Here is a 24,125-nt window from a genome sequence, read left to right as displayed (position 1 = left end):
TCGTTAGAAATATCATTCTAACGACGGAGAGCAGATCAAAATATTCACCAGACCTTAATTCGTTCTTTGGTTTTCAAACTCATGATAAAAAGGTCCACCCGGACCTAGTTTTGCTCTCCTGTTTTCAAGCAAAAGATAAAAAGGTCCCCCGGACCTAGTTTTGCTCTCCTGTTTTCAAGCAAAAGATAAAAAGGTCCACTGGACCTAGTTTTGCCCTCCTGTTTTCAAGCAAAAGATAAAAAGGTCCACTGGACCTTAATTCGCTCTTTTATTTTCAAACTCATGATAAAAAGGTCCACCCGGACCTTTTTATTCCTCCATAAAGCTGTTGAAGACTTCTTCAATCATATCCCATTCTGCTGTTGCGTCTTCTGGGATTGGTTGGAGGTCGCCTTCTGTGCCGTTCTCATTTTCAATGTATGAGTAGGCTTGAATTTCAACTTCTCCGTTCTCATCTTCTTCTGCGCTTGCAGGGATTAAGAGGACGTAGTTTTTACCGAATTCTTCTTGACCGTCAATTGTCAATAAAATTTCAAAAAGTGTTTCGTTTCCTTGGTCGTCTACCAAAGTAATCAATTCACGTTCGTCGTGATTGTGGTCGTGTTCATGGTCATGATGATGTGCCATTCGTATCTCCTTTAAAATGTTCTATCTAAATAATTTTGTAAAATCAGCTGAGCTGCTAATTTATCGATAACTTTCTTGCGTTTTCCTCGGCTGATATCCGCTTGCTCAATTAGCATGCGCTCTGCTGCAACAGTTGTTAAACGTTCATCCTGATAATCAACTGGAAGTTTGTATTGTTCAAGCAATAAATTTCCATAGGCTTGACTCGCTTCGACACGAGGTCCGCTAGTATTATTCATGTTCTTAGGTAGGCCTACAACAAACTTATCAACCTTATATTGTTCAACCAACTCAGTTAAACGTTGAAAACCAAATTCACCCTTTTCTTCGTCAATCGGAATAATTTCCAAGCCTTGAGCTGTGAAACCTAAAGGGTCTGAAATGGCTACGCCAACAGTCTTTGAACCGACATCTAATCCCATTATTCTCATTAGAGGTCAATCCCATTTCCTTTCAGGTAGTAGCGCACCAATTCTTCGATGATTTCATCGCGTTCATGTTTACGAATTTGATTGCGGGCATCATTGTAGCGAGGAATATAAGCAGGGTCCCCACTTAATACATAGCCAATGATTTGGTTGATTGGATTATAGCCTTTTTCCTCCAATGAACGATAAACACTGGTCAAGGTTTGACTAATTTCTTGCTTATCTGTGTCATCCAGACGAAAGCGAACTGTTTCTTCTGTGAATCCCATACTTACACCTTCTTTCAATTTTTATTCATTTTCATTATATCATATTTCCAGAGCAAGCACAAAGAAAGTGTAAAAAGAACCCTGAAACAGAGTTCTTCCTCACTCTTATAAGGCTGCTCGCATACGAGCTTGAGCGTTCTCTACATTGCGAACCGCTCGTGGTAAGAAGGCGCGAATGTCATCTTCTTTATATCCAACCTGCAATCGCTTCTCATCAATCAGAATTGGACTTTTCAAAATACGTGGATTAGAAGTAATCAAGTCAATCACTTCATTGACACTCAAATCTTCGATATCAAAATCCAAACTCTTAGCATAGCGATTTTTTGACGATACAATACTTGCAATGCCGTTTTCCGTCTTGGTCAAGATATTTAAAATTTCTTCCTTGGTGATTGCCTCTTTAGCTAGGTTATGTTCGTTATAGGACAATTGATGGGCATTCAACCAGTTCTTTGCTTTCTTACAAGAAGTACAACTAGATACTGTATAAATTTTAATCATGTAGTCACTCCTTTGCTACATCTTAGTAAGCACATTATAGACTATTATACCACAAATTCCATCCGTCTGTAGACCTATTTTTAAAAAACTTTAAATTTTGGGGCGAATATTCGTTTTTTAATCAGAAAAAAGTCTGGATAACCCAAACTTTTTCGCTTTTATTCTTCTAATTCAATACCGCCATCCAAGTCCAAAATAACATCTTGAACCTCTTCGATTGCAACAGGAGCCTCTTCTGTAACGACTTCTGGTGCTTCCTCACCTTCAATCAAGCCGTAGTGAATACGGATTTTGCGGTCAATTTCGTCAAAGACTTCTGGATGTTCAACAAGATACTTCTTAGCATTCTCAGATCCTTGTCCGATTTTTTCGCCATTATATGAATACCATGCACCAGCTTTTTTGATAAAACCAAGATTGGTTCCAATCTCAATCAATTCACCTGTACGAGAAATTCCTTCACCGTACATGATTTCAACAACAGCTTCTTTAAATGGTGGAGCCACCTTGTTCTTCACGATTTTCACCTTGGTTTCCTTACCAACGTTTTGATCTTTTTGGTCACCAGTACCCTTGATTTGCGTATTTCCACGGACATCCATACGAACAGAAGCATAGAATTTGAGCGCACGTCCACCAGGCGTTGTTTCAGGGTTACCAAACATAACCCCTACTTTTTCACGCAATTGGTTAATGAAAATGGCTACTGTCTTGGTTTTGTTGATGGATGCACCGAGTTTGCGCATGGCCTGACTCATCATGCGAGCCTGCAAACCAACGTGGCTATCGCCGATATCTCCGTCGATTTCTGCACGAGGTACAAGAGCTGCAACAGAGTCCACAACAACCAAGTCAACCGCACCTGAGTCAATCAACTTACCAGCAATTTCAAGACCTTGTTCCCCTGAGTCCGGCTGTGACAGGAGCAACTCATCAATATTAACACCCAGTGCCGCCGCATAAGCTGGATCCAAGGCGTGTTCCGCATCGATAAAGGCAGCAATACCGCCATCTTTCTGAGCTTGAGCCACTGCGTGCAAAGCAACGGTTGTCTTACCTGAACTTTCAGGACCATAAATTTCCACAATACGCCCTTTAGGATAGCCGCCTGCACCTAAGGCGATATCGATAGACAGACTACCTGAGCTCATAACCTGAACTTTCTGTTCAGCACGCTCTCCCAAGCGCATCACCGCACCCTTACCAAAATCTTTTTCAATAGCTTTAAGGGCATCGTCGAGCGCCTTTTTACGCTCATCTCCAAATTTCTTTGTAATTTCTTCTAATTTTTTAGCAGGTTTTTTAGCCAATGCTGTTCTCCTCTTTTCTTAATCAAACTATTATAGCAAAATTCTTTTCTTTCACAAAGTGTTTCGTACAAAATCTAAGGCTTGCAAGCAAGCTAATTGGCGGATGTGTTGCCAGGAGTAGCCACCCAAGTCAACCTCTTTTTGGGAAATGCCAGAGGTGCTAGCCAAGGCTATATATACCTTTGCAAGAACGTTATCCTCTGTCGACTCAGACTTGATAAGTACCGACACAGCCAGTCCCAAATCAGCCTGTAGCTCCTCACGAATGCCATCAGCTTCTTCTGAGCACCTACCCGATTCTGTACCTAACTGACCGATGACTTGACCACCGCTAAAATAAGGTTGCCCAGTCAAAGCCAAACTGACTTCTGACTGTAAAAGTCCGCCTGTTCCCTGTTCGACGATGGCTATGCTTTTATTCTTTTCCACCAATCGCTCTGCTACTGTCTGTACTAGACTATTTTCCTCACCGTAAGCATAGAAATATTCTCTCAGTTTATCACGTTGTAAGATGTCTTCTTCCAACTGTTTCAGACGGAAATCGGCTTCTTCTTGACTGTTTGCCTTGGTGGACAAGCGCAAGGTCACTTCACCAACCTTGGCATAGGGGGCAAGAGTTGGGTCAGTTTGTTTGTCAATCAAATCAGCTAAAATCGTCACCAACTGACTTTCGCCAATACCAAAAAAGCGTAGAACACGAGAATAGAGTTGCTGACTTGACTGGTTAAGCAAAGGTTGTAAACTTTCTGTAAACATGGCTCTAAGTTCACTTGGAGGACCAGGTAAGACAACATAGGTCACTCCAGCTTGCTCGATCAAGCCTCCTACTGCCAAACCAGCTGGATTTTGCAAAGCCTGACTTCCCTCAACGATTTGTGCTTGGCGCTCATTGTTGGGCGTGCGGACACGACCTGGTCGGCTGGCAAAGAAGCGGTCTAATTTTGCCATGGCTTTTTCATCAAAGACCAATTTTCTACCTAAGAAGGCTGCCAAGGTCTGCTTAGTCAAGTCATCTTCTGTTGGCCCCAGTCCTCCACAGAGAATAACTAGCTCACTACGCTTGCTGGCTACCTCCAGTACAGACAAAAGACGCTTTTCATTATCGCCTACTGCTGTATGAAAATAGACGTCAATACCCAATTCAGCACATTTTTCAGATAGAAATTGCGCGTTGGTATTGACAATCTGACCGGTCAAAATTTCAGTGCCTACGGCGATGAGTTCTGCTTTCATAATCCTCCTTCTACTTTTGATAGCATGCAGTTACCTGCCTATCTATTAGTTCGTAATTGGGTGGTGGTTTTAGATATTTTTCCAGTCACACGTATTTTCATGGTCGTTAATGAGCCCGGCTGCTTGTAGGAAAGAATAGACACAGACAGGACCGACAAATTTAAAACCTCGTTTTTTCAAGTCCTTGGAAATAGCCTCGGAAAGGGAGGTTTTAGCAGGAACTTGACGGTAGTCACCAACCGAATTGACCTGTGGGCGACCTGCTAGCCAAGACCAGATATAATGGTCAAAACTGCCGCATTCTTCCTGTAACTTGAGAAAGGCTTGGGCATTGGCACGGGTCGCGTAGAGCTTAGCTTTGTGCCGAATAATAGCTGGATTGTCGAGCAGGGCATCCAGCTGCTGGTCAGTCATGCTAGCAACCGCATGATAGTCATAATCATGAAAGACAGCCTTGAAAGCCTGTCGCTTGTTGAGCACAATTTCCCAAGACAGACCTGCTTGATAGGTCTCCAAACAGAGCAATTCAAAGAGAGCCCGCTCCTCATGCAAAGGGCGCCCCCATTCTTGATCGTGATAGGCTATATAGAGGGGATTGTTGAGATTGACCCAAGAACAACGGTTCATATTTTTCCTTTCTAGCATTAACGAATGGCAGTCTGATAAGCATTATAGAGCGATCCTATCAAATCTAGACAAGCTTTATAAGCTTGAACGAGCTCTTCATTTTGAGACAGAAGCACATAAGCCTCTTGCTCCAATATCTGCCTCAGAGGTTCTACCTTACCCTCATAAGCCATATAATCAACTGTTTTTAGATAGGCTTGATAATTTTCCAGGATTGATACATAAGAACCACTCCTATCGCGTAGCTCCGCCTTTCTCACTTGTTCACGATAGTGTCTTTGTAAAAAATAAGCAAAATGTCCGCCAGAATGTTCATCTTTCTGCTTAATTTGCCGACCCGTGTATGTATCCCAATAACCGACATAATTCGGTATTAGAGAAGCAGTTAGACGACCAGAATAGGTATCGCCGAGATGATGGAGTGTCCCAAGGCGAACATAGTCCTGTTGATCCGCCATCAAGGCCTTATAGATGGTCGATATTTTTTCCGTGTCTTTCAAAGATGCTCGAGCTTCAAAAAAGTGGTAATTGGGGTCTATGCGTCCTATGATGACAACCTCTTCATGAGGCATATAGTGATAATCAATAGAAAATTCTTTCCCTGACAAAGGATAATTTGGTCTATGGCTAGTCCCAGCATGTATCAAATTTAAACTCATCACTATCCTCACTTCATCAGCATTTTAAGGGCTGATTTGATATAGTTCTCAGCGGTATCGGTCGTGCCGTCAAAGAATTTCTTGATTTTCTTGAGTTCGGCTGGTCGGTAACCGAGTGCTTCCATAGCTTCCATGGCTTCATCAAGTGCAACATTTTCACTAGTAGGTACTTCTTGTTGGACAGGTCCTGCCTCCTCACTCATGACAAACTTGCCTTCCAGGTCCAAAATCATCTGTTGCGCTGTTTTCTTGCCAATCTTTGGAAACTTGGTCAGATAAGTAATATTTTTCTGCTCAATAGCGCGTACCAGACCGTCATTGTCATCAACAGCAATAATGGCTAGAGCCGTTGTCGGACCAATTCCTGAAACAGAAATCAGACTGAGGAAAACAGACTTCTCAGCTTCTGTCTTAAAACCGTATAGCAAGTGAGCATCTTCACGAATAACTTGATGGGTATAGACCGTTACTTCTTGCTGGACCTGTCCAGAGTAAGCATATGGGTTAGCCACCTGCAAGAGGTAACCTACCCCATGCGTTTCTACTACAATATACTTTGCAGTGATTTTTGTTAACATTCCTTTGATATAGTCGTACATATACTTCCTTTATCGATGATAATTTATGTCTTTCCATTGTACCATAAAAAGCCTCGCTATTGATAGCGAAGCTAGGTTTCAATATCCGACGGATAGGTTGCCTACACAATGAACGAGCATCGGATAACAAAGATTGCCTGTTCTGTGATAGAGATAACCCAAGTAAATACCCGAACAAATCTGGGGAATCGTGTTGATAATTTCTGAACTATCCAGAGATTTAGCATGCCCTAAGCCAAAAATGAGACCTTGCAAGACAATAGCAAACCATGGATTTAAAACATTTTTCAGACTATCCTGTAAACATTTCCGATAAAAAAGTTCTTCAACAATTGGACCGATGATTCCCACTATCAGCAAAAAGATTGGAAGTGGGACGATTTGGCTTATCTTATTAACTGCTGTGACATTGTTTATACCTTCTGAGATATGGAATGATTTCATTAGCAAATATTGGAGAAAACTTCCTCCATACATGACCAAAAAGTCTGTAAGATAAAACAAAGGGAATTGGTAAAGCAGTTTCCAGCTCCACATTTTTCCAAAATCAGTCCAAAGGAGCTTTCTATAGTGGTATACGCCAAGTGCAAATAGCAAGACAAAACTAGCAAGCTGGTAATAAAGACTATAGGTTGGGGGCAACTCTAAATAACGGTGAAGCTTGAGTAGCAAATTAAGCACACCAAGAACAATAAATGCAATAAATAGTCTATCCTTTCGGACCATACGATGACCTCACTTTATAAAGATTTGGTCAACATGAATTCTTGGATAAGGAAACCGATGAGGAGAAAAACGATGAGGAAAGGAAGGAAGAGAGTGGCATTACCACCGACAAAGATACCTAGACCGAATAGGATTAGGAGAATCAGGTAATTTATCCAGACCCGCCTTTTCTTAGCCTTGACTTGTAAGCCAATCAGCTGGTCAAAAGAGAGGTGATAACGTTGGGCAATGCTGACTAGACTGGCACTATCAGGTAAAGTGCGACCTTTTTCCCAGTTTAAGACTGTTTGCCGTGACACTCCGATTGCTTTTGCCAAGGTTTCTTGCGATTCCTGTCGTTTTGTTCGCTCCATGTGAATAAGCTGTCCAAGATGAGTCATGTTTCCTCCTTTACTTTACAATCTGGCGGTAAAAATAGCTAGTCCAAATGCTTTTACAGGGGTGTTAAAATCCTTAATACTTCCCCAACTCACGTAAACTCGTGTGATTTTCCTGAATGCGTCTGAACATTTTTTCCATATCCGATTTGCTAAAATGCACCAAGACTGGTCGGCCGTGCGGGCAGTTATAAGGATTTTGACAATGGGATAATTGTCGCAACAAATCACGCGCCGAGTAATCATCTAAGGCATGATTGGCCTTAATCGAACGCTTGCAGGACATCATAATAGCCAACTCTGCCCGATACTGCTTGATGGACACCTGGTCTGTTAGAAGTAACATATCGCACATCTCGTAAATACCAGCCTCAATCTCCTCTTCCTTCATCCAGATAGGGTGCTCACGTAAGATGAATTGGTTGACACCATACTCTTCTAAGTTGACACCAACTTGACAGAGGGCATCCATTTTATACGCAAGATTGAGGGCATCATTTTGAGGGAATTCAAAAATATAAGGCACCAGCAACTGCTGGGCAGAGTTATCTACCTGACCAATTTTCTCACGGTAGTATTCGTATTTGACCCGCTCCTGTGCAGCATGTTGGTCGATGATATACAGTCCTGTTTTTCCTTGTGCAAAGAGATAGGTGCCATGCATTTGACCAAAATATTCCAATTCTGGGAAGGTGGAGGTTTCTTCCTGGTCTAGCTTATCTGCCACCTTAGCAAGTTCCTTACTAGTTAGATTTGGGTGGTCAAGGTCATCAGTAATTTCTGTCTGCCGTTGGGCAAATTTGATAGTGACAGACTTGTCAACTTGACTTGTCATCTCTATCAGGTTCTTGTCTTCCTCCAAAGGCTTGATGTCTTCGGACACCACTTCTGGCTTGAGGAAGAAATCTTGTTTGACAGTATCATAGTAGAGCTTGCTTTCCTTGAGTGGCAAGGTGACCTGCTCTGCTTTGACCTTGGTACGCGTACTAGACTGGGCCAGATTTTCAAGGGCGTCAGGAATTAAATCCTGCTCCTTGAGGGCCTTGATAATAGCTTCACGGATCAGGCTCATCAGTTCCTTTTCCTTGGAAATGCGGACTTCTTGCTTGGTCGGGTGAACATTGACATCAGCAAGATAGGGATCAATCTCGATAGAAATCACCGCCAATGGAAAACGCCCCACCATGAGCTTACTACCGTAACCTTCCAAAATGGCACGGTTGAGCAAGAAATTCTTGATGTAGCGACCATTGATGAAAATGGAAATGTAGTTGCGATTGGCACGGGTCAATTCTGGCAGGGAAACATAGCCAGAAACCTGAAAATCCAAGTCCTCAGCCTCAATCTCGACCATTTTTTTAGCAGAAGCAATGCCGTAAATACCCGAAATGGCTTGACGGAGCTTGCCCGTTCCTGCTGTCCGCATCAATTCCCGCCCTTCATTGACCAGGGTAAAGGCGATTTCAGGATGGGCCAGGCTCAGCCTGTTGATGATGTCAGCAATATGCGATAGTTCAGCCTGCTGACTGCGAACATACTTAAGACGGGCAGGGGTATTGTAAAACAAATCCGAAACGGTTATCTGGGTGCCGACTGGGCGACTGATTGGCTCCTCTGACTCAATCACTCCACCCTTAGAAACCAGACGCAAGCCGTGGGCATGGTTGGCTGTAGCCGTTTCAATCACCATTTGACTGACAGAGGCGATGGAGGGCAGGGCTTCACCACGGAAACCCAAGGTCCGAATGCGGAACAGGTCCGCCTGATTTTTGATCTTACTGGTGGCATGACGACGCAAAGCCAAGGCTACTTGGTCAGGGGCAATACCTTCGCCGTTATCTGTAATTTGAATGGATTTTAGGCCAGCTTCCTCGATACGAATTTCTATCTGGCTGGCCCCCGCATCAATCGAGTTCTCCACCAACTCCTTAACCACACTGGCAGGTCGCTCAATCACCTCACCTGCTGCAATCTGGTTGGCTAAAATTTCTGGTAATTCGATAATTTGTGACATGATATTCCCTACATTCCTTTAGACATTCTTTTCCCGTTTACTTATTCCTCCATTATACCACACATCCCTTCGTTTCTAAGTCCATGAAAAAATGACTGCCTGGGCAATCATTCATTCTTTTGATAGACAGTAAAGTAATCGGTCGTTTTGACAGGTTTATACTGCAGCTCTAAATTTGCTTTTACATCATCTAAGAGTGGGATGTTCTTATTAACAATCACCAGACTTGCCTCATTTTTATTGAGGTCATATAGCAAGCTATTTTGATTACCAGTCGTAGTCAGATAAGGCTCCGCTGAGATAATGGTGGCGGATGACAGACGCTGGCTATCCAGATAGATACTAGCGCTATTATCCCAAACGTAAATCTTATCCGTCTTAGTCGTTTCTTGCCCAACATAACTAGCAATGCTTGCACGATCCGTGACCAAATCCCCCTCTACAAAATAAGTATAGGCTGGTTGTGCGACCATTCCAAAAGCCATGACAAGAGGCAGGAAAAAGTGACGACTGAGATAGCCTCTTTCCTCCACTTCTGAGCCAGCTCCCAAATGAAGAACAGTCAGTACAAAACCATAAGGCAATAGACTAAGCAGTTGGCTATAATGACCATTTTGGGTTCCAATAATAAACACCAGCTGAGCTATAAAAACGAGCAGGATTAGAACCTTGATATGAGTATGCAGACCTTGACCGAAGGAAGATACGGTCTGGATAAATCCCTTGAAAAAACCAGATAGCAATAAGAATCCAGCTACAACTGCCAGTGTCACATACAAACCAGCATATTGGAAATCCAAGCCTAAATTGTAAAGAAAAGTCTGCTGGATAGCTGTTCCTAGAATCTGTGCTTCAAAGGCATAGTAGCCAACTAGATACAAGACCAAAAGAAGACCAAATATACTTGCCAATAATTGATAGAACCCTCGAGCCATTTGCCGTTGTTGCGTGTTAAAAACAAACAATATGAAACCAGCTAGCAACCATAATAAGAGGCTCTTTGGATAAATCAGAAAGGCCAAGGCTGCCTCAATTCCATACAGGATAAAGGCCTCATCGCCCACAGCATTTGCAAAATAGCGGACTAGGAACCAAATACCTGCCAAAACAAAGGGAAGCGCAAAGATTTCTGCATATAAGCCACCAAATCCTAAAGAAGCAATAAAAATATAAAACCAATGACTTGAACTGGTCGCCAACCGTTCCGACTGACTAAAATAGACCATGATTTTATAGAAATAAACTCCTGCGATAAACAGCGCAATCATTTGGAGAAAACCAAATACAATAAATCCTCCATCAATATGACCTAACCAGGCTAGTAAGTAATAAAAAACACCGTTTGTTGCGAAGAAATCTCCGTAGGGATTCTGACCAGCCATCATAGCCATTCCGGCATACAAATGCTGGGTCTGCTCATTTGTAGCTAAAAAGGTTAGAAAAGGATTGGCTACGCTCACAAGGCTCAGTACTAAACTCCAAACGAGAGCCGGCCAAATCTTTGTTTTGGGCATCCTGGCCTTAAAATCTTCACTCAGCTGATAACCCTGTGAACGCCTTGCTCTTCGACGGCGCCGAGGTTGATGAGATACTTCACGAGCAACTGCATCTAATTCTGTCATGTTCTCCTCCTTGAATGTACTTTTTTTATTATATCAAAAAGCACTCCCAATGTCATTTCCTATCGGGAGTTCTGGAAATTTTCGCAAATTGCTCTAATTGTCGAAAGGTATGGCGTTTGTTCTCTTGGAATTCTTTTAAAAATGCTACTTTTTCTGCATGTGTCATACCTATTTATTCGAAAATGCTACTCATTTTTTAAAAATCTGACGTACTTCTGAGATAAAGTAAAGGGAACCTGTAATAATCAACATCCCCTGGCCATCCGACTGCCAGTCTTCTATAAATTGCTGGTAATTTTCAACATATTCTCGACCTTGACGATTTTCCTCCGACAAGGCACCATCATAGGCAAAGCTGGTTAATACAAGGGGAGTATGCGGTAACTTTTCTTCCAATAATCCAAGCATTTCTTGAAAATCCTTGCGTCGAAGGGCAGAAAAGAGAATAGTGACAGGTTCGTCTTGCTCCTGAATAAAGTCAATCAAGCGTTCGATAGCAGGAACATTATGAGCACCGTCCAAATAGATTTTTGGCTTTTGAACGACCAATTCCAAACGACCAGCCCAGCTGGTTTGAGCAAGGGCATTTTTGATGACCTGAGGAAAAATCGCTTGTTGAATTCTTGCCATATAAAGCAAAAAAGTTTGCAAGGCAACGGCCGCATTTTCTTCTTGGTGCTGACCAGCCAAGCCTAGAACCAATTCTGACAGTTCCAAGTCCGCATTGCTGAACTGTCCTGCTTTATAGGTGAATTCCTGACCAAATTGGTAGACAGAGGCTTGATTGTAAAGGGCAATTTGGCGACAGATAACTGTGGTTTCTGGACAAAGCGGTCCTAGGACGACAGGCACGTTTTGCTTGATAATCCCTGCTTTCTGCTCTGCTATTTCCCTTAAAGTCGAGCCTAGTAAATCCTGATGGTCCATGCCGATAGAGGTAATCACGCTTAGGGCTGGTGCCACGACATTGGTCGTATCCAAAAGTCCGCCGATACCTACCTCTACTAGCGCCAAATCAGGCTGTTGGTCCTTGAAATAGAGGAACATAATGAGTACCATGACCTCAAAATAGCGGAAAGGCTCATAGCGTGCGGCAACTTCCTGCTCCAAGTCGTAGACTTTCTGTAAATAGCGCTGAAAATCATGGTCTGAAATGGGTTGGCTGTCAATACAAATCCTGTCGTGTACACTCACCATGTGGGGAGATACAAAACTACCGACACGCAAGCCATGGGCCTGAAATAGCTGACGCAAAAAAGCAATGGTCGACCCCTTACCGTTGGTTCCAGCCACATGAATGAGTGAAAGTTCTCGGTGTGGCTTGCCCAATAAATCAAGGGCGTGGGTTATTTTCTCTAGTTTGTAACGAAACTCTTGGCCCTGCTTACAGTTTAGCCAGGTTTCCAGTTTATGGAAATTTTTCATGCATTAAGTATAACAAAAAACCAACAATTACGTTGGTTTTTACTGAAAATAATATTAACCTTTCCACCACCAGCCCCAGTCTGCCCCAAAAATAGTCAATACCTTAATAAAATTCATAATTTAGAATCTCCTTTCACTTTATACATCTATAATACAGAAAGGAGAATAATTTCAACAGGACAAAAATGTCACATTATTTTTTAGCTATTCCATTGTATTCTTCTACCCAAGCCTTCTCCAACTTCGCCACCAAATGATTATCCCCAATAAGTTTCGCAAACATAACAGCTTCTTGATACAACTGTTGAGCGGCTTGTTTGTCATCATTAACATATAGCTCATACTTCCACTTTAGCAGATTCAAAATAGGTTTCTTCTGAAAGTCATGAGTTTGAACCATTAACTGGTCCAAAGTAGCAAAAATAGGGGGAATGTAGTCAAAACTCTGCTTGCTTCCAAGGACCCCGATTGCGGCCAGCATTACATCTCGCAAAATAAAAAGTTCATTTGAATCGATAACCTCCATCTGTGTTGGAAAATGTCGGGTAATATCTAAAAAGTGTTGAAAACTTTGCGAGTGTACATCCTCATCCTGCAAGTGTTCTAAGTACAACCGAATAATCAATAAATCATTGACTGTGAACTTATCCTTACGATGAACCTGTTCAAAATAATCATCTAAGATCTCTTTGCCAAAATGAACTGATTTTGTTTCATAAATATCAACAAAAGACTGAAATGCATCAATAGCCACTTGTTCTTCCTCTGGCAAGTCATCGTAATAATTATCATAAATTTCTTCCATCAATTGATTGCGCTTATCCATCAATTCTTCATTTTCATAAGTCGGTGTGCGAAGAACTTCAAACTTAAGCTTCAAATACCTATTTGGGAGTTTCACATAGTCAGGCATAAGTTCATAAAGACTCATACCTAAGCGATTTGCAATATATTGAATCTTTGACAAAGTTGGCTTGGAAGTGCCTGCTTCGATACGGGTTAATTGGCGTACGGAGAGCTCAAGTTCGTCATCGCAAAACTGTTCACGTGTCAGACTAGCAGTTTCTCGCAACTGACGCACGCGCTGCCCAAATCCTTTATCGTTCATAACTCACCTCGCTATTTTTATTTCACATCCCTAGTGTATCAAAATTAGCTATAGATGACTAATTGAATATTTTCATGACTTGCAATAGTTTTAAACTATATCTATACTTCAAACTTTTTCTTAATATCCACCAAATGTTCAATCTTCCAATTTTTATCCAAACCATCAATTTGCAGGTTGATACTATGTATCCCTGCGTTGACAGCCGTTTCTACATCGAGCATACGATCCCCGATATAGTAGGTATTTTCTTTGTCCAGTCCGTATTTTTCGATGAGAAATAGCAGAGCTTCTGGACTTGGTTTGCGGGCAAAACCAGAATCGCTGGTCAAGATTTCTGTGAAATGGTGGCGGATACCCAGATCCTCCAAAACCTGAAAAGCATTGTCACTCTTGTGTGTATAAACGAAATTTTGAATTCCTTTCTCTGCTGTCCAGTCCAGAATTTCACGCGCACCAGCCATCAAGGGAATCTGCGTATTTTTCTCCTTCAAGGAAGTCGCACGCACACGATTAAGTTCATCGCTATCTAGACCGTACTTGTCCGCATCACGCACCAATAAATCTTTAACAGAATAGCGCAGTATAAATTGTTTGACTTCCTCACGGTCAAAAGGTAGTTTGTATTGTTCATAGGTTTCTTGAATTCCAGCCAATATCGCCTCATAAGAATCCAAGAGCGTTCCATCCAAATCCCAAATAAATGTCGGTTTCATCTTATCTCCATTTGTAGTCTAGACCAAACTCGAAATGCAATCGTAGCTTTCTCATCTGCTCTGCCATTATTTTTCCGTATAGGGATAGCCCAAGTGCTCGTAGGCCTTAGCTGTCGCAACCCGCCCTGTCCGTGTCCGCATGAGGAAGCCCTGCTGAATCAGGTAAGGTTCGTACATGTCCTCCACCGTCTCACGCTCCTCGGCAATATTGACCGACAGAGTGTTGAGGCCGACAGGACCGCCGCCGTACATCTCAATCATGGTGCGGAGAATCTTCTGGTCCACGTAGTCCAGCCCCTCGCGGTCCACATCCAGCATAGTCAAGGCCCTGTCCGTAATGGTGTCATCAATCAGCCCGTCGCCCATAATCTGTGCGAAATCCCGCACCCGCTTGAGCAGACGGTTGGCGATACGTGGGGTTCCACGAGAACGACGAGCTAGCTCGATAGCGGCTTCATGGGTAATCTCCATATCAAAGATATCCGCCGTCCGCTCAACAATCTCCGTCAAATCAGCCAGTTCATAATACTCCATATGACCGGTGATACCAAAACGGGCCCGCAGAGGATTGGACAACATACCCGCACGAGTGGTCGCTCCAATCAGGGTAAAAGGTGGTAACTCCAAATGCACAGAGCGACTGGCCTCCCCAGACCCAATCATGATGTCGATGTAGAAGTCTTCCATTGCAGAATAGAGAATCTCCTCAACCGCCATAGGCATACGGTGGATTTCATCAATAAAGAGGACGTCGCCAGGCTCCAAGTCATTGAGAAGGGCCACCAAGTCACCTGCTTTTTCAATAACAGGACCACTGGTCTGCTTGATATTAACGCCCAGTTCATTGGCGATGACAAAGGCCATAGTGGTCTTCCCCAGACCCGGAGGGCCAAACAGAAGGGTATGGTCCAAGGCTTCATCACGGAGCTTGGCTGCCTCGATAAAGATTTTGAGCTGGTCCTTGACCTTGTCCTGACCGATGTATTCATTTAATTTCTGGGGACGCAGGGTACGTTCTACGTACTCCTCATCCTGCATTTGTTCCATATCTAAAATTCTAGTCATGAAACCATTATAGCACAAAATGAAAATACCAGACTCAGTGAGTCCAGTATTTCCAGGAGATTATATGATACCTAGCTCTTGTCGCTTGCGACTTAGAGCTAGGGACACCTTTAGGTGAAAAGGAAATCCGCTATTTCTAGCTTGGATAAAGTATAACTCGTCAAACTTAAGGGAAACTAAAACAGGATTTATGCTTATTTCTTTTCAATAATCCGTAAAAATCGTTTTAGATAGTGCGAATCTAACTCATTGTACTGACTACCTTCTGTTGAACTTTCTTTGGGAATTTTCAGATTCATCAACTGCCGATCAAACTCCTCCAACTCAATATAGGTATCGTCAGGTACCAAGTTCTGATTAACAGCTGGTTGCATAAACACAATCTTTTTTCCATCCAGTTGAATTTGATAGCTGAATTCCCCTTGCCTTTCAGACCTGTTCACTGTCACTAGCTTGGTCCCAAAGCCTGTCCAGACAGACTTGACATCGCTGTAAAGATATTCCTTGGACGGAGCCAGCAGATTGATGTCGATAATCTGGTCTTTGGTCACGGCTGTTGTGGTAGAAATGAGCAGAGCGGTCAATAGGATACAAGAACCTGCCAGACCCAAGCCATATTTCCAAGATAATTTCACCAGCCTCGCCAGTTTGCCCAAAAGAAAAGCAAGAAAAGCCATGATAAACAATATAGCAATCTTGCCCAGACCAGTCGAATACTCATAGAAGAGCCAATCGCTTGGTAGGAAAAATCTTTCAGTCAACCAGCCGACAAGGACAAAGTAGGCAATCCCACCTACGAGGGAGATGAGACCAATCGGAATCCACCAGGCCTGACTGCGATTCTTCTGGCGGACCTTGTCCCGATGTTTCCACCAGGTTACGAGGTAGTCTCGCCAGAGAAGCGTTATCCAAGCGGTTGCCAATAGGGACACCACTGCTAATAGGAAAAGATTTTCCTGACGACCCTCTTGGATTCGGATAAACAGCCAGAGGATTGGACCTGATAACGACAAGGTCTGCAAGAGAGTCATCCAAATACTTGGCAACAAGGCATCTTCTAAATCTTGTTTGAAGTCTTGGAACTCACCACTTTCCACAAAAGCAATGGATTCCTGTGCTTCTTCCAACCAATCCTCTTCCTTGCCCAAATCCCTGACCAGCTGGTCCAATAAATCAACCTTGTCTCTCAATTCTTCTGCTTGCTGGTTGATTCCCCGCTTTTTCTCACGCAAGGCTGACTGCAAGTCCTCCTCTGGCAAGGATAGGAGGTCCGTAATCTCTGCTAGGGAAAACTCAAAATAGCGGAGCAACTTAATCAAGCGAAGCTGACGTACATTTTCCTCTGAATAATTACGGTAATCGTTGAGCGGATTTCTCGCCACTTCAATCAAGCCCTTTTCTTCATACAGCCGTATCGCCTTAGTTGACAAGCCTGTCAACTTCTCCACATCTTTGACCTGCATAAACAACCTCCATCTGTTTTGATAGTCCTAGCATACACTATTCCCCTAGGGATGAGTCAAGGATTTTTTGATTTTTTATACAAAAACAGTCAGCTAATTCTTGCTGACTGTTTTCTGGAGATTATATGATACCTAGCTCTTGTCGCTTGCGACTTAGAGCTAGGGACACCTTTAGGTGAAAAGGAAATCCGCTATTTCTAGCTTGGATAAAGTATAACTCGTCAAACTTAAGGAAAACTAAAAAATTCTCTGGAAAATCCAAAGAATTTTGATTTTTTTATAACCCAAGTCGTTCAAAAATGTCATCAACCCGCTTCGCATAGTAGTCTGGGTTGAAGAGTTCATCGATTTCTTCCTGGCTGAGTTTAGCTGTCACGCGCTCATCTGCTTCGAGAAGGGGCTTGAAGTCCACTTGATTATCCCATGACTGCGCAGTTTTTGGTTGCACCAAATCATAGGCTTCCTCACGGGTCATACCTTTTTCAATCAATTTGAGCATAACACGCTGACTGTAAATCAAGCCAAAAGTCGACTCCATATTGCGTTTCATATTCTCAGGGAAGACCGTCAAATTCTTAACAATATTGCCAAAACGATTGAGCATATAGTTGATGAGAATGGTCGTATCCGGCGTGATAATCCGCTCTGCTGACGAGTGGGAAATATCGCGTTCGTGCCAGAGAGCCACATTCTCAAAAGCCGTCACCAAGTGACCACGCACCACACGAGCCAGACCGGTCATGTTTTCAGAGCCGATAGGGTTGCGTTTATGGGGCATAGCAGAGCTGCCTTTTTGGCCTTTGGCGAAATACTCTTCGACTTCGCGTTGTTCAGATTTTTGTAGCCCACGGATCTCTGTCGCCATACGCTCGATAGACGTTGCAATCAGGGCTAGGGCTGAGAAATATTCTGCGTGGAGGTCACGAGGAAGGACCTGGGTCGAAATTTCCTGCGGACGAATGCCCAATTTGCCACAAACATACTCTTCCACAAATGGAGGGATGTTGGCAAAGTTACCAACCGCACCTGAAATTTTACCAGCCTCAACACCCTTGGCTGCCACATCAAAACGCTCCATGTTGCGTTTCATTTCGCTATACCAAGTCGCCAATTTAAGACCGAAGGTCGTTGGCTCCGCATGAACACCGTGGGTCCGACCCATCATGATGGTATATTTGTGCTCACGCGCCTTGTCGGCGATGATATCGGTGAAGTTTTCAAGGTCACGACGGATGATATCGTTGGCCTGCTTGTAGAGGTAGCCGTAAGCCGTATCCACCACATCGGTCGAAGTCAAACCATAGTGAACCCACTTGCGTTCCTCACCAAGACTTTCCGAAACCGCACGCGTGAAAGCCACCACATCGTGACGGGTTTCCTCTTCAATCTCTAAAATGCGGTCGATGTCAAAAGTCGCCTTCTCACGAATCAAGGCCACATCTTCTTTGGGAATCTCACCCAACTCAGCCCAAGCCTCATCTGCGAGGATTTCCACCTCCAACCAAGCCTTGTACTTGTTCTCTTCACTCCAAATAGCCGCCATCTCAGGGCGGGAATAACGTGATAACATATGTACTCCTACTCCATATAAATATAATTTTTTATTTTTGAAATAATTTATCAGCTCTAAATTTTAAACAATAGTGATTTTTCTGTGTGAATATTTTCTAATCTATCAAAATAGTATAAATTAAAAATCTTATACTTCTTATTCCTTTTGACATCTATATACTCACTTTTTATTTTCAAAGTAACATGACCATTTGGAGGTAACTCTGAAATCGTTTGGCTTTCTTCATTTCTTATTTCAAGTATTTCTATTGGGTAAATTAACTCATCATGTTCAATGTACCAATGCTTTGCAAAATCATCATTTGTATTATTATTCCAAAGATTAACCTGATTTAAGTCGAAATTTACCTCAATAATTCCATCTTTCTCAAAATCAGACTCCAAAAATACATTGGAAATATCAGTATGTCCACTTAAATTGTAAAGATTGTATTCCTTTTCTTCTTCAAACTGAATGCTCTCGCTTTTTATTCTCAAAATAACATGACCATTTGAAGGCAACTCTGAAATCGTTTGTCTTACTTCATCTCTTATTTCAAGTATCTCTATGGGGTATTCACCATTATTATTGATGAACCATTTGGATTTTAGAATCTTATATTCGTTCATGAAATCAACTTGTTCTGAATTAAAATCAACTCTAGCAGTTGCTTCTGGAAAAGCTATCTCATAAATATTTTTAAGTTTAACAAGTATTTTACCATTTATAAGTCTTTTAACGTATAAATTATTGAGATACTGATAAACTAGTATTAACGCACAATCAATAAAATGAAAAAATTCGCCCATATTATCTATATTTACATACTCATCACATTCTCCTGAGTGTGCTAAACTATTTCTCTTATCTACTAAACTATCTATATATCCTTCAAAACCATTTGGATTCTCTCCTTTTTTTGAATATTTTGATATAGAACCTGTCTCCAAATTTTCGATGCATCGTTGCATTCTGGGAAATGAGTTACTCATCTTAAGAAGTTCCTCACTTGACGCTTCCGGATATAATCTTTTTATCAAATCAATTAAATTATTAAACCACAGATTATTACTTGCAAAATAATAATCTTTTTTTATAGATAATTCCCAATTTGCAATAGATTTAATATACTCTTCCTTGACATATTGTGTTGAATTAAGAATCGTCTTATAAAATACAGCTGTAAAATTATTATCAAAAATTATCTCATTCTTTTCTTCTAGATGATCAAAAAGAATACCTTTTGATTCATTTTCCCAAATGGTATATAGAGTAATAATAAAATTTTTCTGTAATGTTTCCTTCATAAAATTCTTCTGTTCAACTACATCAATAATATCCTTGAATTTGTTGATATTTTTATAAAAATTATCACTCAGAATAAAACTATTCATTTTCCAATAGTTTCCTTTTAAAAATATCTACTCTAGATTTTACATTTGAAATTGCAGTATACTTTCCATTAAAGTCACTTTTATTTTCTTTAATGATAGAAAATTTACTTTCTTCAAACATTAAATCAGTTAAACTTTCTAGTCGATCCAGTTCATTTGCAACAAAAAGCATTGTACTATCATAAACCATATTCTCTGCTTTGCTTTTACTTAGGCTTGACCTAAAAGCTTTTTTACCAAATAATCTTTTTACAGTTGTTATCACTGCAATAAAAAATCCCTCCAATTCAGCAATATCACTCTCTGTCCAATCTTTTGACGCTTCCATATACAAATCTAAAAGTTTTGATGTTGAAATAGGAGTAATATCCCCATTTATAGCGCTATAATATGCAAAGAAACGCACTACTTTCTCTGAATATTCTAACCTATTATTATACTCATCTTTTTTAGCAGGCGACCAAAGTTCTTTAAAAATATTATTTTCAGCTAAACGATTTATTAAGTCATTAAATTTACCAGTATACAATGCATTTCTGACTTCTTGCTTATTTAATGCCAACCCACCAGTATTTAATCTTTCAAACACCAACCTCCTCATATTTTCTTTTTCAAATTCATTTTTTGTTGATTCACTTAATAATATTGTTGCAGAAATATATCTTCTTGTTATCATATCTTGAATCTTTGCTGGTAGATTTGAAAAGTTCATCCCTTCATACTCAGGAAAAAATTCTAAAGATTCCAATGCAAATTCATCGTCTAAAAATGAAATAATTGTTGAAATCCTTTGTTTTCCGTCCATAATTTCATACTTACCATAATCATATTCGAATAAAAAAATTGGGGGAATTGGAATATTAATTATAAAACTCTCAATCAGCTTCGATTTTTTTGAGTTTTGCCAAACTATGTTCCTTTGATAATAAGGATCTAAATCGTAGCTTTGAAAAATTTCTTTTACATTATTTAGCGGATACCTTGCTTGCTCTGTAACAATTCGAAAATCAACTTTTTCAGTGACCGGTGAATTCAAAATATTTTTTATTTTATCCTTAGTTAAAAGTTCAGATATGCGTCGACTCATATTTACACCACCATAATATTTAATAATTTTAAGTGAATTTTCACCATCTTACACACTATCACAACCCTCCCCCAACACCGTCACGTGTCCCATTTTGCGATTGTGCTTTGCTTCTAGTTTACCATAAAAGTGGGGATGGGCGGTAGGGTTTTCTTGAAGAAAGATTTGGACTGCTTCCATATCTTGTCCGAGGACGTTAATCATGACAGCTGGAGAGAGCAGGCGGATAGGGGGGAGAGGCTCCCCTAGAATGCCTCGGATATGGGTGTCAAACTGTGAAAAATCACAGGCTTCGATAGAGTAATGTCCTGAGTTGTGCGGGCGAGGAGCGATTTCATTGACCAGAATATCCTGACCTGCCACAAACATTTCAACGCAAAGGGTGCCTGCCAAATGGAGTCTGTCTGCAATTTGCAGGGCCATGGTTTTGGCTTTTTCAGCAAGTTGATCTGAAATACGTGCAGGCACGATGGTTTTGTAAAGAATATTATTGCGGTGGATATTTTCCTGCACAGGAAAGGCGGTGTAGTCGGAGCCATTGCCAGACACAAGGACGGAGATTTCCAGGTCAAAATTCACAAACTCTTCCAAAACACACTCGGCAGAGTTAGCTAACTGACTAGCCTCTACCAAGTCCGCCTCTTCTCGAATAACCTTCTGACCATGTCCATCATAACCCCCAGTGGCTGTCTTTAAGACGTAGTTTTTGCTGAGGTCCAGTCCTTCTAGGTCTAGGCTAGAAGTGATGACTTTATAGGGGGCGACTTGCACGCCAGCTTTTTTTGCCAAAAAATCCTTCTCAAAAATGCGGTTCTGGGAAATGCGGAGGAGATCTGTCCCCTGAGGGAGCTGACCGTCCTTGATGACCGCGTCCAGTCCGTCGGCATCGACATTTTCAAACTCGTAGGTCAGGACATGGCACCGCTCCGCCAGCTGTTTGAGGGCCGCCACATCGTGATAGGGAGCGACGATAACCTCGCTCACCTTGGAGGCTGGGCAGTCCGCCGCAGGATCCAGCGTGATTACCTTGTTCCCCATGTAAATAGCCGAAATAGCCATCATCTGACCCAGCTGACCGCCGCCGATGATTCCGATTGTCTTAGATGAGGTCATCTGTCATCGCCTCCGCAATTTTTTCCTGTTCCTTGGCAAATTCTGCCAGCTGAGCTGCAATGGTTTGGTCTTCAATGGAGAGAATGCGGAGAGCTGTCAGGGCTGCGTTGGTTGCACCTGCTTCACCAATCGCCATAGTCGCAACAGGCACACCACCCGGCATTTGCACGATAGAATAGAGGGAATCCACACCGCTGAGGGCACGAGATTGGACAGGGACACCGATGACAGGCAGGGTGGTCTTAGCTGCTACCATACCTGGCAAATGAGCCGCACCGCCCGCTCCTGCGATGATGACCTTGATGCCACGGCCACGCGCTTCCTCGGCGTGACGGAACATGAGGTCTGGTGTGCGGTGGGCAGAGACCACTTTCTTTTCATAGGCTACGCCAAATTTGTCCAGCACATCGGCTGCTTTTTTCATGGTTTTCCAGTCGGAACTAGAGCCCATGATGATGGAAATGATTGGTTTCATGATGTTACCTCGTTTATATCTTCTGCATCTACTACCTGATAGCCTCTTTCTTTCAAGGCTTGGGCAAATAAACCGCTACCTGCAACTTTTTGTCCTGAAAAGGTACCGTCGTAAACCTGCTTGACACCACAGGACGGACTTCTAGATTGTAGAATGGCCATTTCTATCTCTTGTCCTTCTAGTCTTTCAAGCGTTCTAGCAATGCCTTGTTGAAATGCTTTGTCATAAGATGTTCCGCTCACATCTCGTACACTTCCGTCCACAATTTCGACTGGCTCTCTTGGAGTGGGAAGGCCGCCTGCAACCTCTGGACAAACCGATAGAACTTGCTTATCCGATACAGCATCAACAACTGCTTGATTGTAATTATTTCCGCCGTTGTACTTGCAATTTTCTCCAAGCAAGCAGGCACTGACTAAGACACAGGTTTGCTTATTTTCCAATTGCTTTTCCTCCAATATCCGTCCGATAAAAGAAGCCTGACGTATCTTGATTTTTCAGCTCCGAGTAAATTTTTTCCTGGGCTTCTTGGACGGTGTCTGCTGTGGTGACCAACATATAGACCCGACCGCCGTTTGAGAGCAGTGCTCTGCTATTTTCCGCAAAACGAGCCCCAGCATAGTAGGTTGTGATGTCTCCTTCAGTCTTCGCTGGCAACTCTACGCCTTTTTCGTAGTCCAGTGGGTAGCCGTTTGAAGCCACGACCACACCGAGGGTTACGCCACTATCCAGCCAAGTCAGCTGGGTCGGGCGTATGTGGAGGATATCGTCGATATTCTGAGCAAAGTCAGAGGTCAGGCGAGGCAGGATAATCTGGGTTTCTGGGTCACCAAATCGAGCGTTGAACTCGATAACCTTGGGACCTTGGTCGGTCAGAATCAAACCAGCATAGAGCACGCCCATATAAGACCGCCCCTCCGCAATCATGCCGTCCAGAATAGGCTTGACAATGGTGTCAACCGCTGTATCTACCACGCTTTGAGGCAGGTGGGGAACAGGAGCGTAAGCCCCCATACCGCCTGTGTTGGGACCTTGGTCGCCGTCAAAGGCACGCTTGTGGTCCTGGGCTGTCGGCAGGATATAGAACTGGTCGCCGTTGACTAGAGCAAAGAGGGAAAACTCCTCGCCCGCCAAGAACTCCTCGATGACCACGCGGGCACCCGAGTCGCCGAACTTGTTGTCCAAGAGCATCTCCCGTGCCGCATCGATCGCCTGCTCGACGGTTTCTGCCACGACTACGCCCTTGCCCAGTGCCAAGCCGTCCGCCTTGACCACGATTGGAGCCCCCTGCTCTTCGATGTAGGCTTTGGCTTCTTCGAAGTTGGAAAATGTGCCAAAGGCTGCTGTTGGAATGCCGTATTTGACCATGATTTGTTTGGCAAAGTCTTTTGACCACTCCAGCTCCGCGGCGAGACGACTCGGGCCAAAAGCTTTTAGCCCAGCCTGTTCAAAATCATCAACGATACCTGCTGCCAAAGCATCATCTGGACCAACAAAAGTCCAAGCAATATCATTTTCCTTGGCAAAGTTGATGAGAGCGGAATGTTCGGAAATTCCGATGTTGACCAACTCGATACCGTCCAAGGTCATTCCGTCATTACCAGGAGCAACAAAGACCTGCTCTACCTGATCAGACTCTAACAATTTCTTTGCAATAGCATGTTCACGACCACCAGACCCAACGACCAAAAGTTTCATTTTTCACACCTCAAAAACGGATTTTCTATAAACA

General features: G+C 42.6%; 25 protein-coding genes. All 25 read right to left on the bottom strand.

The genetic code is table 11. The features are described from left to right. Positions 1-309 precede the first annotated feature (309 nt). The 25 genes from PW220_RS00380 to purD all read right to left on the bottom strand — a co-directional run bounded on the left by PW220_RS00380 (position 310) and on the right by purD (position 24,091). The gene (locus tag PW220_RS00380; protein WP_004195480.1) at positions 310-627 is read right to left on the bottom strand and encodes a DUF1292 domain-containing protein; all 318 of its coding nucleotides are present in this window, start codon (positions 625-627) and stop codon (positions 310-312) included. An 11-nt stretch (positions 628-638) separates the two neighbouring features. After that, a complete protein-coding gene (ruvX, locus tag PW220_RS00375; protein WP_248054910.1) occupies positions 639-1,058 on the bottom strand; it encodes a Holliday junction resolvase RuvX in 420 nt (139 codons plus the stop codon). Continuing rightward, positions 1,058-1,324 (bottom strand): IreB family regulatory phosphoprotein, encoded by a 267-nt coding sequence (locus PW220_RS00370; protein ID WP_029177693.1) that lies wholly within the window; start codon positions 1,322-1,324, stop codon positions 1,058-1,060. The genes ruvX and PW220_RS00370 overlap by 1 nt, the downstream gene beginning before the upstream one ends. A gap of 105 nt (positions 1,325-1,429) precedes the next feature. Beyond that, positions 1,430-1,828 carry a transcriptional regulator Spx gene (spx, locus tag PW220_RS00365; RefSeq protein ID WP_029177692.1) on the bottom strand — a complete coding sequence of 133 codons (399 nt, stop codon included), beginning with the start codon at positions 1,826-1,828 and terminating at the stop codon, positions 1,430-1,432. A 158-nt stretch (positions 1,829-1,986) separates the two neighbouring features. Beyond that, on the bottom strand, positions 1,987-3,138 hold the full coding sequence (gene recA, locus PW220_RS00360) for a recombinase RecA (RefSeq protein WP_248054908.1): 1,152 nt from the start codon (positions 3,136-3,138) through the stop codon (positions 1,987-1,989). Between the two features lie 51 nt (positions 3,139-3,189). Beyond that, the gene (locus PW220_RS00355) at positions 3,190-4,371 is read right to left on the bottom strand and encodes a competence/damage-inducible protein A (RefSeq protein WP_248054905.1); all 1,182 of its coding nucleotides are present in this window, start codon (positions 4,369-4,371) and stop codon (positions 3,190-3,192) included. 69 nt (positions 4,372-4,440) lie between these two features. Next, on the bottom strand, positions 4,441-4,998 hold the full coding sequence (locus PW220_RS00350; RefSeq protein WP_248054903.1) for a DNA-3-methyladenine glycosylase I: 558 nt from the start codon (positions 4,996-4,998) through the stop codon (positions 4,441-4,443). 17 nt (positions 4,999-5,015) lie between these two features. Beyond that, on the bottom strand, positions 5,016-5,657 hold the full coding sequence (locus PW220_RS00345) for a hypothetical protein (protein WP_248054901.1): 642 nt from the start codon (positions 5,655-5,657) through the stop codon (positions 5,016-5,018). A gap of 8 nt (positions 5,658-5,665) precedes the next feature. After that, positions 5,666-6,256: a Holliday junction branch migration protein RuvA gene (gene ruvA / locus PW220_RS00340; protein WP_248054899.1), complete on the bottom strand. Its 591-nt coding sequence runs from the start codon at positions 6,254-6,256 to the stop codon at positions 5,666-5,668. A 78-nt stretch (positions 6,257-6,334) separates the two neighbouring features. After that, positions 6,335-6,982 carry a CPBP family intramembrane glutamic endopeptidase gene (locus PW220_RS00335; protein WP_248054898.1) on the bottom strand — a complete coding sequence of 216 codons (648 nt, stop codon included), beginning with the start codon at positions 6,980-6,982 and terminating at the stop codon, positions 6,335-6,337. 14 nt (positions 6,983-6,996) lie between these two features. Beyond that, entirely contained in the window at positions 6,997-7,362 is a 366-nt protein-coding gene (locus tag PW220_RS00330; protein WP_248054896.1) for a helix-turn-helix domain-containing protein, read from the bottom strand. 73 nt (positions 7,363-7,435) lie between these two features. Next, positions 7,436-9,373 carry a DNA mismatch repair endonuclease MutL gene (gene mutL, locus PW220_RS00325; RefSeq protein ID WP_248054893.1) on the bottom strand — a complete coding sequence of 646 codons (1,938 nt, stop codon included), beginning with the start codon at positions 9,371-9,373 and terminating at the stop codon, positions 7,436-7,438. A gap of 107 nt (positions 9,374-9,480) precedes the next feature. Further along, positions 9,481-10,995 carry a quinol oxidase gene (locus PW220_RS00320; protein WP_248054892.1) on the bottom strand — a complete coding sequence of 505 codons (1,515 nt, stop codon included), beginning with the start codon at positions 10,993-10,995 and terminating at the stop codon, positions 9,481-9,483. Between the two features lie 189 nt (positions 10,996-11,184). Next, positions 11,185-12,420: a bifunctional folylpolyglutamate synthase/dihydrofolate synthase gene (locus PW220_RS00315; protein ID WP_248054889.1), complete on the bottom strand. Its 1,236-nt coding sequence runs from the start codon at positions 12,418-12,420 to the stop codon at positions 11,185-11,187. A gap of 193 nt (positions 12,421-12,613) precedes the next feature. Continuing rightward, positions 12,614-13,528 carry a helix-turn-helix domain-containing protein gene (locus PW220_RS00310; protein WP_248054888.1) on the bottom strand — a complete coding sequence of 305 codons (915 nt, stop codon included), beginning with the start codon at positions 13,526-13,528 and terminating at the stop codon, positions 12,614-12,616. A 101-nt stretch (positions 13,529-13,629) separates the two neighbouring features. After that, positions 13,630-14,244 (bottom strand): HAD-IA family hydrolase, encoded by a 615-nt coding sequence (locus tag PW220_RS00305; RefSeq protein WP_248054885.1) that lies wholly within the window; start codon positions 14,242-14,244, stop codon positions 13,630-13,632. A 66-nt stretch (positions 14,245-14,310) separates the two neighbouring features. Further along, positions 14,311-15,309 carry a Holliday junction branch migration DNA helicase RuvB gene (gene ruvB, locus PW220_RS00300; RefSeq protein ID WP_248054884.1) on the bottom strand — a complete coding sequence of 333 codons (999 nt, stop codon included), beginning with the start codon at positions 15,307-15,309 and terminating at the stop codon, positions 14,311-14,313. A gap of 194 nt (positions 15,310-15,503) precedes the next feature. Then, positions 15,504-16,772 (bottom strand): MerR family transcriptional regulator, encoded by a 1,269-nt coding sequence (locus tag PW220_RS00295; RefSeq protein WP_248054882.1) that lies wholly within the window; start codon positions 16,770-16,772, stop codon positions 15,504-15,506. 277 nt (positions 16,773-17,049) lie between these two features. Further along, positions 17,050-18,342: an adenylosuccinate lyase gene (gene purB / locus PW220_RS00290; RefSeq protein ID WP_248054881.1), complete on the bottom strand. Its 1,293-nt coding sequence runs from the start codon at positions 18,340-18,342 to the stop codon at positions 17,050-17,052. Between the two features lie 56 nt (positions 18,343-18,398). Further along, positions 18,399-19,718, bottom strand: a complete 1,320-nt coding sequence (locus PW220_RS00285; protein WP_248054879.1) for a hypothetical protein — start codon at positions 19,716-19,718, stop codon at positions 18,399-18,401. Then, positions 19,711-20,805 (bottom strand): GmrSD restriction endonuclease domain-containing protein, encoded by a 1,095-nt coding sequence (locus PW220_RS00280; RefSeq protein WP_248054876.1) that lies wholly within the window; start codon positions 20,803-20,805, stop codon positions 19,711-19,713. Before PW220_RS00280 ends, PW220_RS00285 begins: the two co-directional genes overlap by 8 nt. Positions 20,806-20,853: 48 nt before the next feature. After that, positions 20,854-21,918 carry a 5-(carboxyamino)imidazole ribonucleotide synthase gene (gene purK, locus PW220_RS00275; protein WP_248054873.1) on the bottom strand — a complete coding sequence of 355 codons (1,065 nt, stop codon included), beginning with the start codon at positions 21,916-21,918 and terminating at the stop codon, positions 20,854-20,856. Continuing rightward, positions 21,905-22,393 carry a 5-(carboxyamino)imidazole ribonucleotide mutase gene (gene purE / locus PW220_RS00270; RefSeq protein ID WP_248054871.1) on the bottom strand — a complete coding sequence of 163 codons (489 nt, stop codon included), beginning with the start codon at positions 22,391-22,393 and terminating at the stop codon, positions 21,905-21,907. The genes purK and purE overlap by 14 nt, the downstream gene beginning before the upstream one ends. After that, entirely contained in the window at positions 22,390-22,836 is a 447-nt protein-coding gene (locus PW220_RS00265; protein WP_024379957.1) for a 2-thiouracil desulfurase family protein, read from the bottom strand. The genes purE and PW220_RS00265 overlap by 4 nt, the downstream gene beginning before the upstream one ends. After that, positions 22,826-24,091, bottom strand: a complete 1,266-nt coding sequence (gene purD / locus PW220_RS00260) for a phosphoribosylamine--glycine ligase (protein ID WP_248054870.1) — start codon at positions 24,089-24,091, stop codon at positions 22,826-22,828. The genes PW220_RS00265 and purD overlap by 11 nt, the downstream gene beginning before the upstream one ends. Positions 24,092-24,125 lie beyond the last annotated feature (34 nt).

It is taken from the genome of Streptococcus sp. 29892 (assembly GCF_032594935.1).
In the GTDB taxonomy this organism is placed as follows: Bacteria; Bacillota; Bacilli; order Lactobacillales; family Streptococcaceae; genus Streptococcus; species Streptococcus hyiners.
Note: the sequence above shows the minus strand (reverse complement) of the source record. Positions and strands in the feature narration are given on the sequence as shown.

Bases quoted from the DNA above. Each gene is read 5' to 3' on its own strand.
- PW220_RS00285 (WP_248054879.1), bottom strand. From the start codon at position 19,718: ATGAATAGTTTTATTCTGAGTGATAATTTTTATAAAAATATCAACAAA.
- ruvA (WP_248054899.1), bottom strand. From the start codon at position 6,256: ATGTACGACTATATCAAAGGAATGTTAACAAAAATCACTGCAAAGTAT.
- PW220_RS00310 (WP_248054888.1), bottom strand. From the start codon at position 13,528: ATGAACGATAAAGGATTTGGGCAGCGCGTGCGTCAGTTGCGAGAAACT.
- mutL (WP_248054893.1), bottom strand. From the start codon at position 9,373: ATGTCACAAATTATCGAATTACCAGAAATTTTAGCCAACCAGATTGCA.
- PW220_RS00335 (WP_248054898.1), bottom strand. From the start codon at position 6,982: ATGGTCCGAAAGGATAGACTATTTATTGCATTTATTGTTCTTGGTGTG.
- PW220_RS00330 (WP_248054896.1), bottom strand. From the start codon at position 7,362: ATGACTCATCTTGGACAGCTTATTCACATGGAGCGAACAAAACGACAG.
- purK (WP_248054873.1), bottom strand. From the start codon at position 21,918: ATGACCTCATCTAAGACAATCGGAATCATCGGCGGCGGTCAGCTGGGT.
- PW220_RS00315 (WP_248054889.1), bottom strand. From the start codon at position 12,420: ATGAAAAATTTCCATAAACTGGAAACCTGGCTAAACTGTAAGCAGGGC.
- purD (WP_248054870.1), bottom strand. From the start codon at position 24,091: ATGAAACTTTTGGTCGTTGGGTCTGGTGGTCGTGAACATGCTATTGCA.
- spx (WP_029177692.1), bottom strand. From the start codon at position 1,828: ATGATTAAAATTTATACAGTATCTAGTTGTACTTCTTGTAAGAAAGCA.
- PW220_RS00320 (WP_248054892.1), bottom strand. From the start codon at position 10,995: ATGACAGAATTAGATGCAGTTGCTCGTGAAGTATCTCATCAACCTCGG.
- PW220_RS00355 (WP_248054905.1), bottom strand. From the start codon at position 4,371: ATGAAAGCAGAACTCATCGCCGTAGGCACTGAAATTTTGACCGGTCAG.
- ruvX (WP_248054910.1), bottom strand. From the start codon at position 1,058: ATGAGAATAATGGGATTAGATGTCGGTTCAAAGACTGTTGGCGTAGCC.
- PW220_RS00380 (WP_004195480.1), bottom strand. From the start codon at position 627: ATGGCACATCATCATGACCATGAACACGACCACAATCACGACGAACGT.
- PW220_RS00370 (WP_029177693.1), bottom strand. From the start codon at position 1,324: ATGGGATTCACAGAAGAAACAGTTCGCTTTCGTCTGGATGACACAGAT.
- ruvB (WP_248054884.1), bottom strand. From the start codon at position 15,309: ATGACTAGAATTTTAGATATGGAACAAATGCAGGATGAGGAGTACGTA.
- PW220_RS00345 (WP_248054901.1), bottom strand. From the start codon at position 5,657: ATGAGTTTAAATTTGATACATGCTGGGACTAGCCATAGACCAAATTAT.
- PW220_RS00280 (WP_248054876.1), bottom strand. From the start codon at position 20,805: ATGAGTCGACGCATATCTGAACTTTTAACTAAGGATAAAATAAAAAAT.
- purE (WP_248054871.1), bottom strand. From the start codon at position 22,393: ATGAAACCAATCATTTCCATCATCATGGGCTCTAGTTCCGACTGGAAA.
- PW220_RS00305 (WP_248054885.1), bottom strand. From the start codon at position 14,244: ATGAAACCGACATTTATTTGGGATTTGGATGGAACGCTCTTGGATTCT.
- purB (WP_248054881.1), bottom strand. From the start codon at position 18,342: ATGTTATCACGTTATTCCCGCCCTGAGATGGCGGCTATTTGGAGTGAA.
- PW220_RS00350 (WP_248054903.1), bottom strand. From the start codon at position 4,998: ATGAACCGTTGTTCTTGGGTCAATCTCAACAATCCCCTCTATATAGCC.
- PW220_RS00295 (WP_248054882.1), bottom strand. From the start codon at position 16,772: ATGCAGGTCAAAGATGTGGAGAAGTTGACAGGCTTGTCAACTAAGGCG.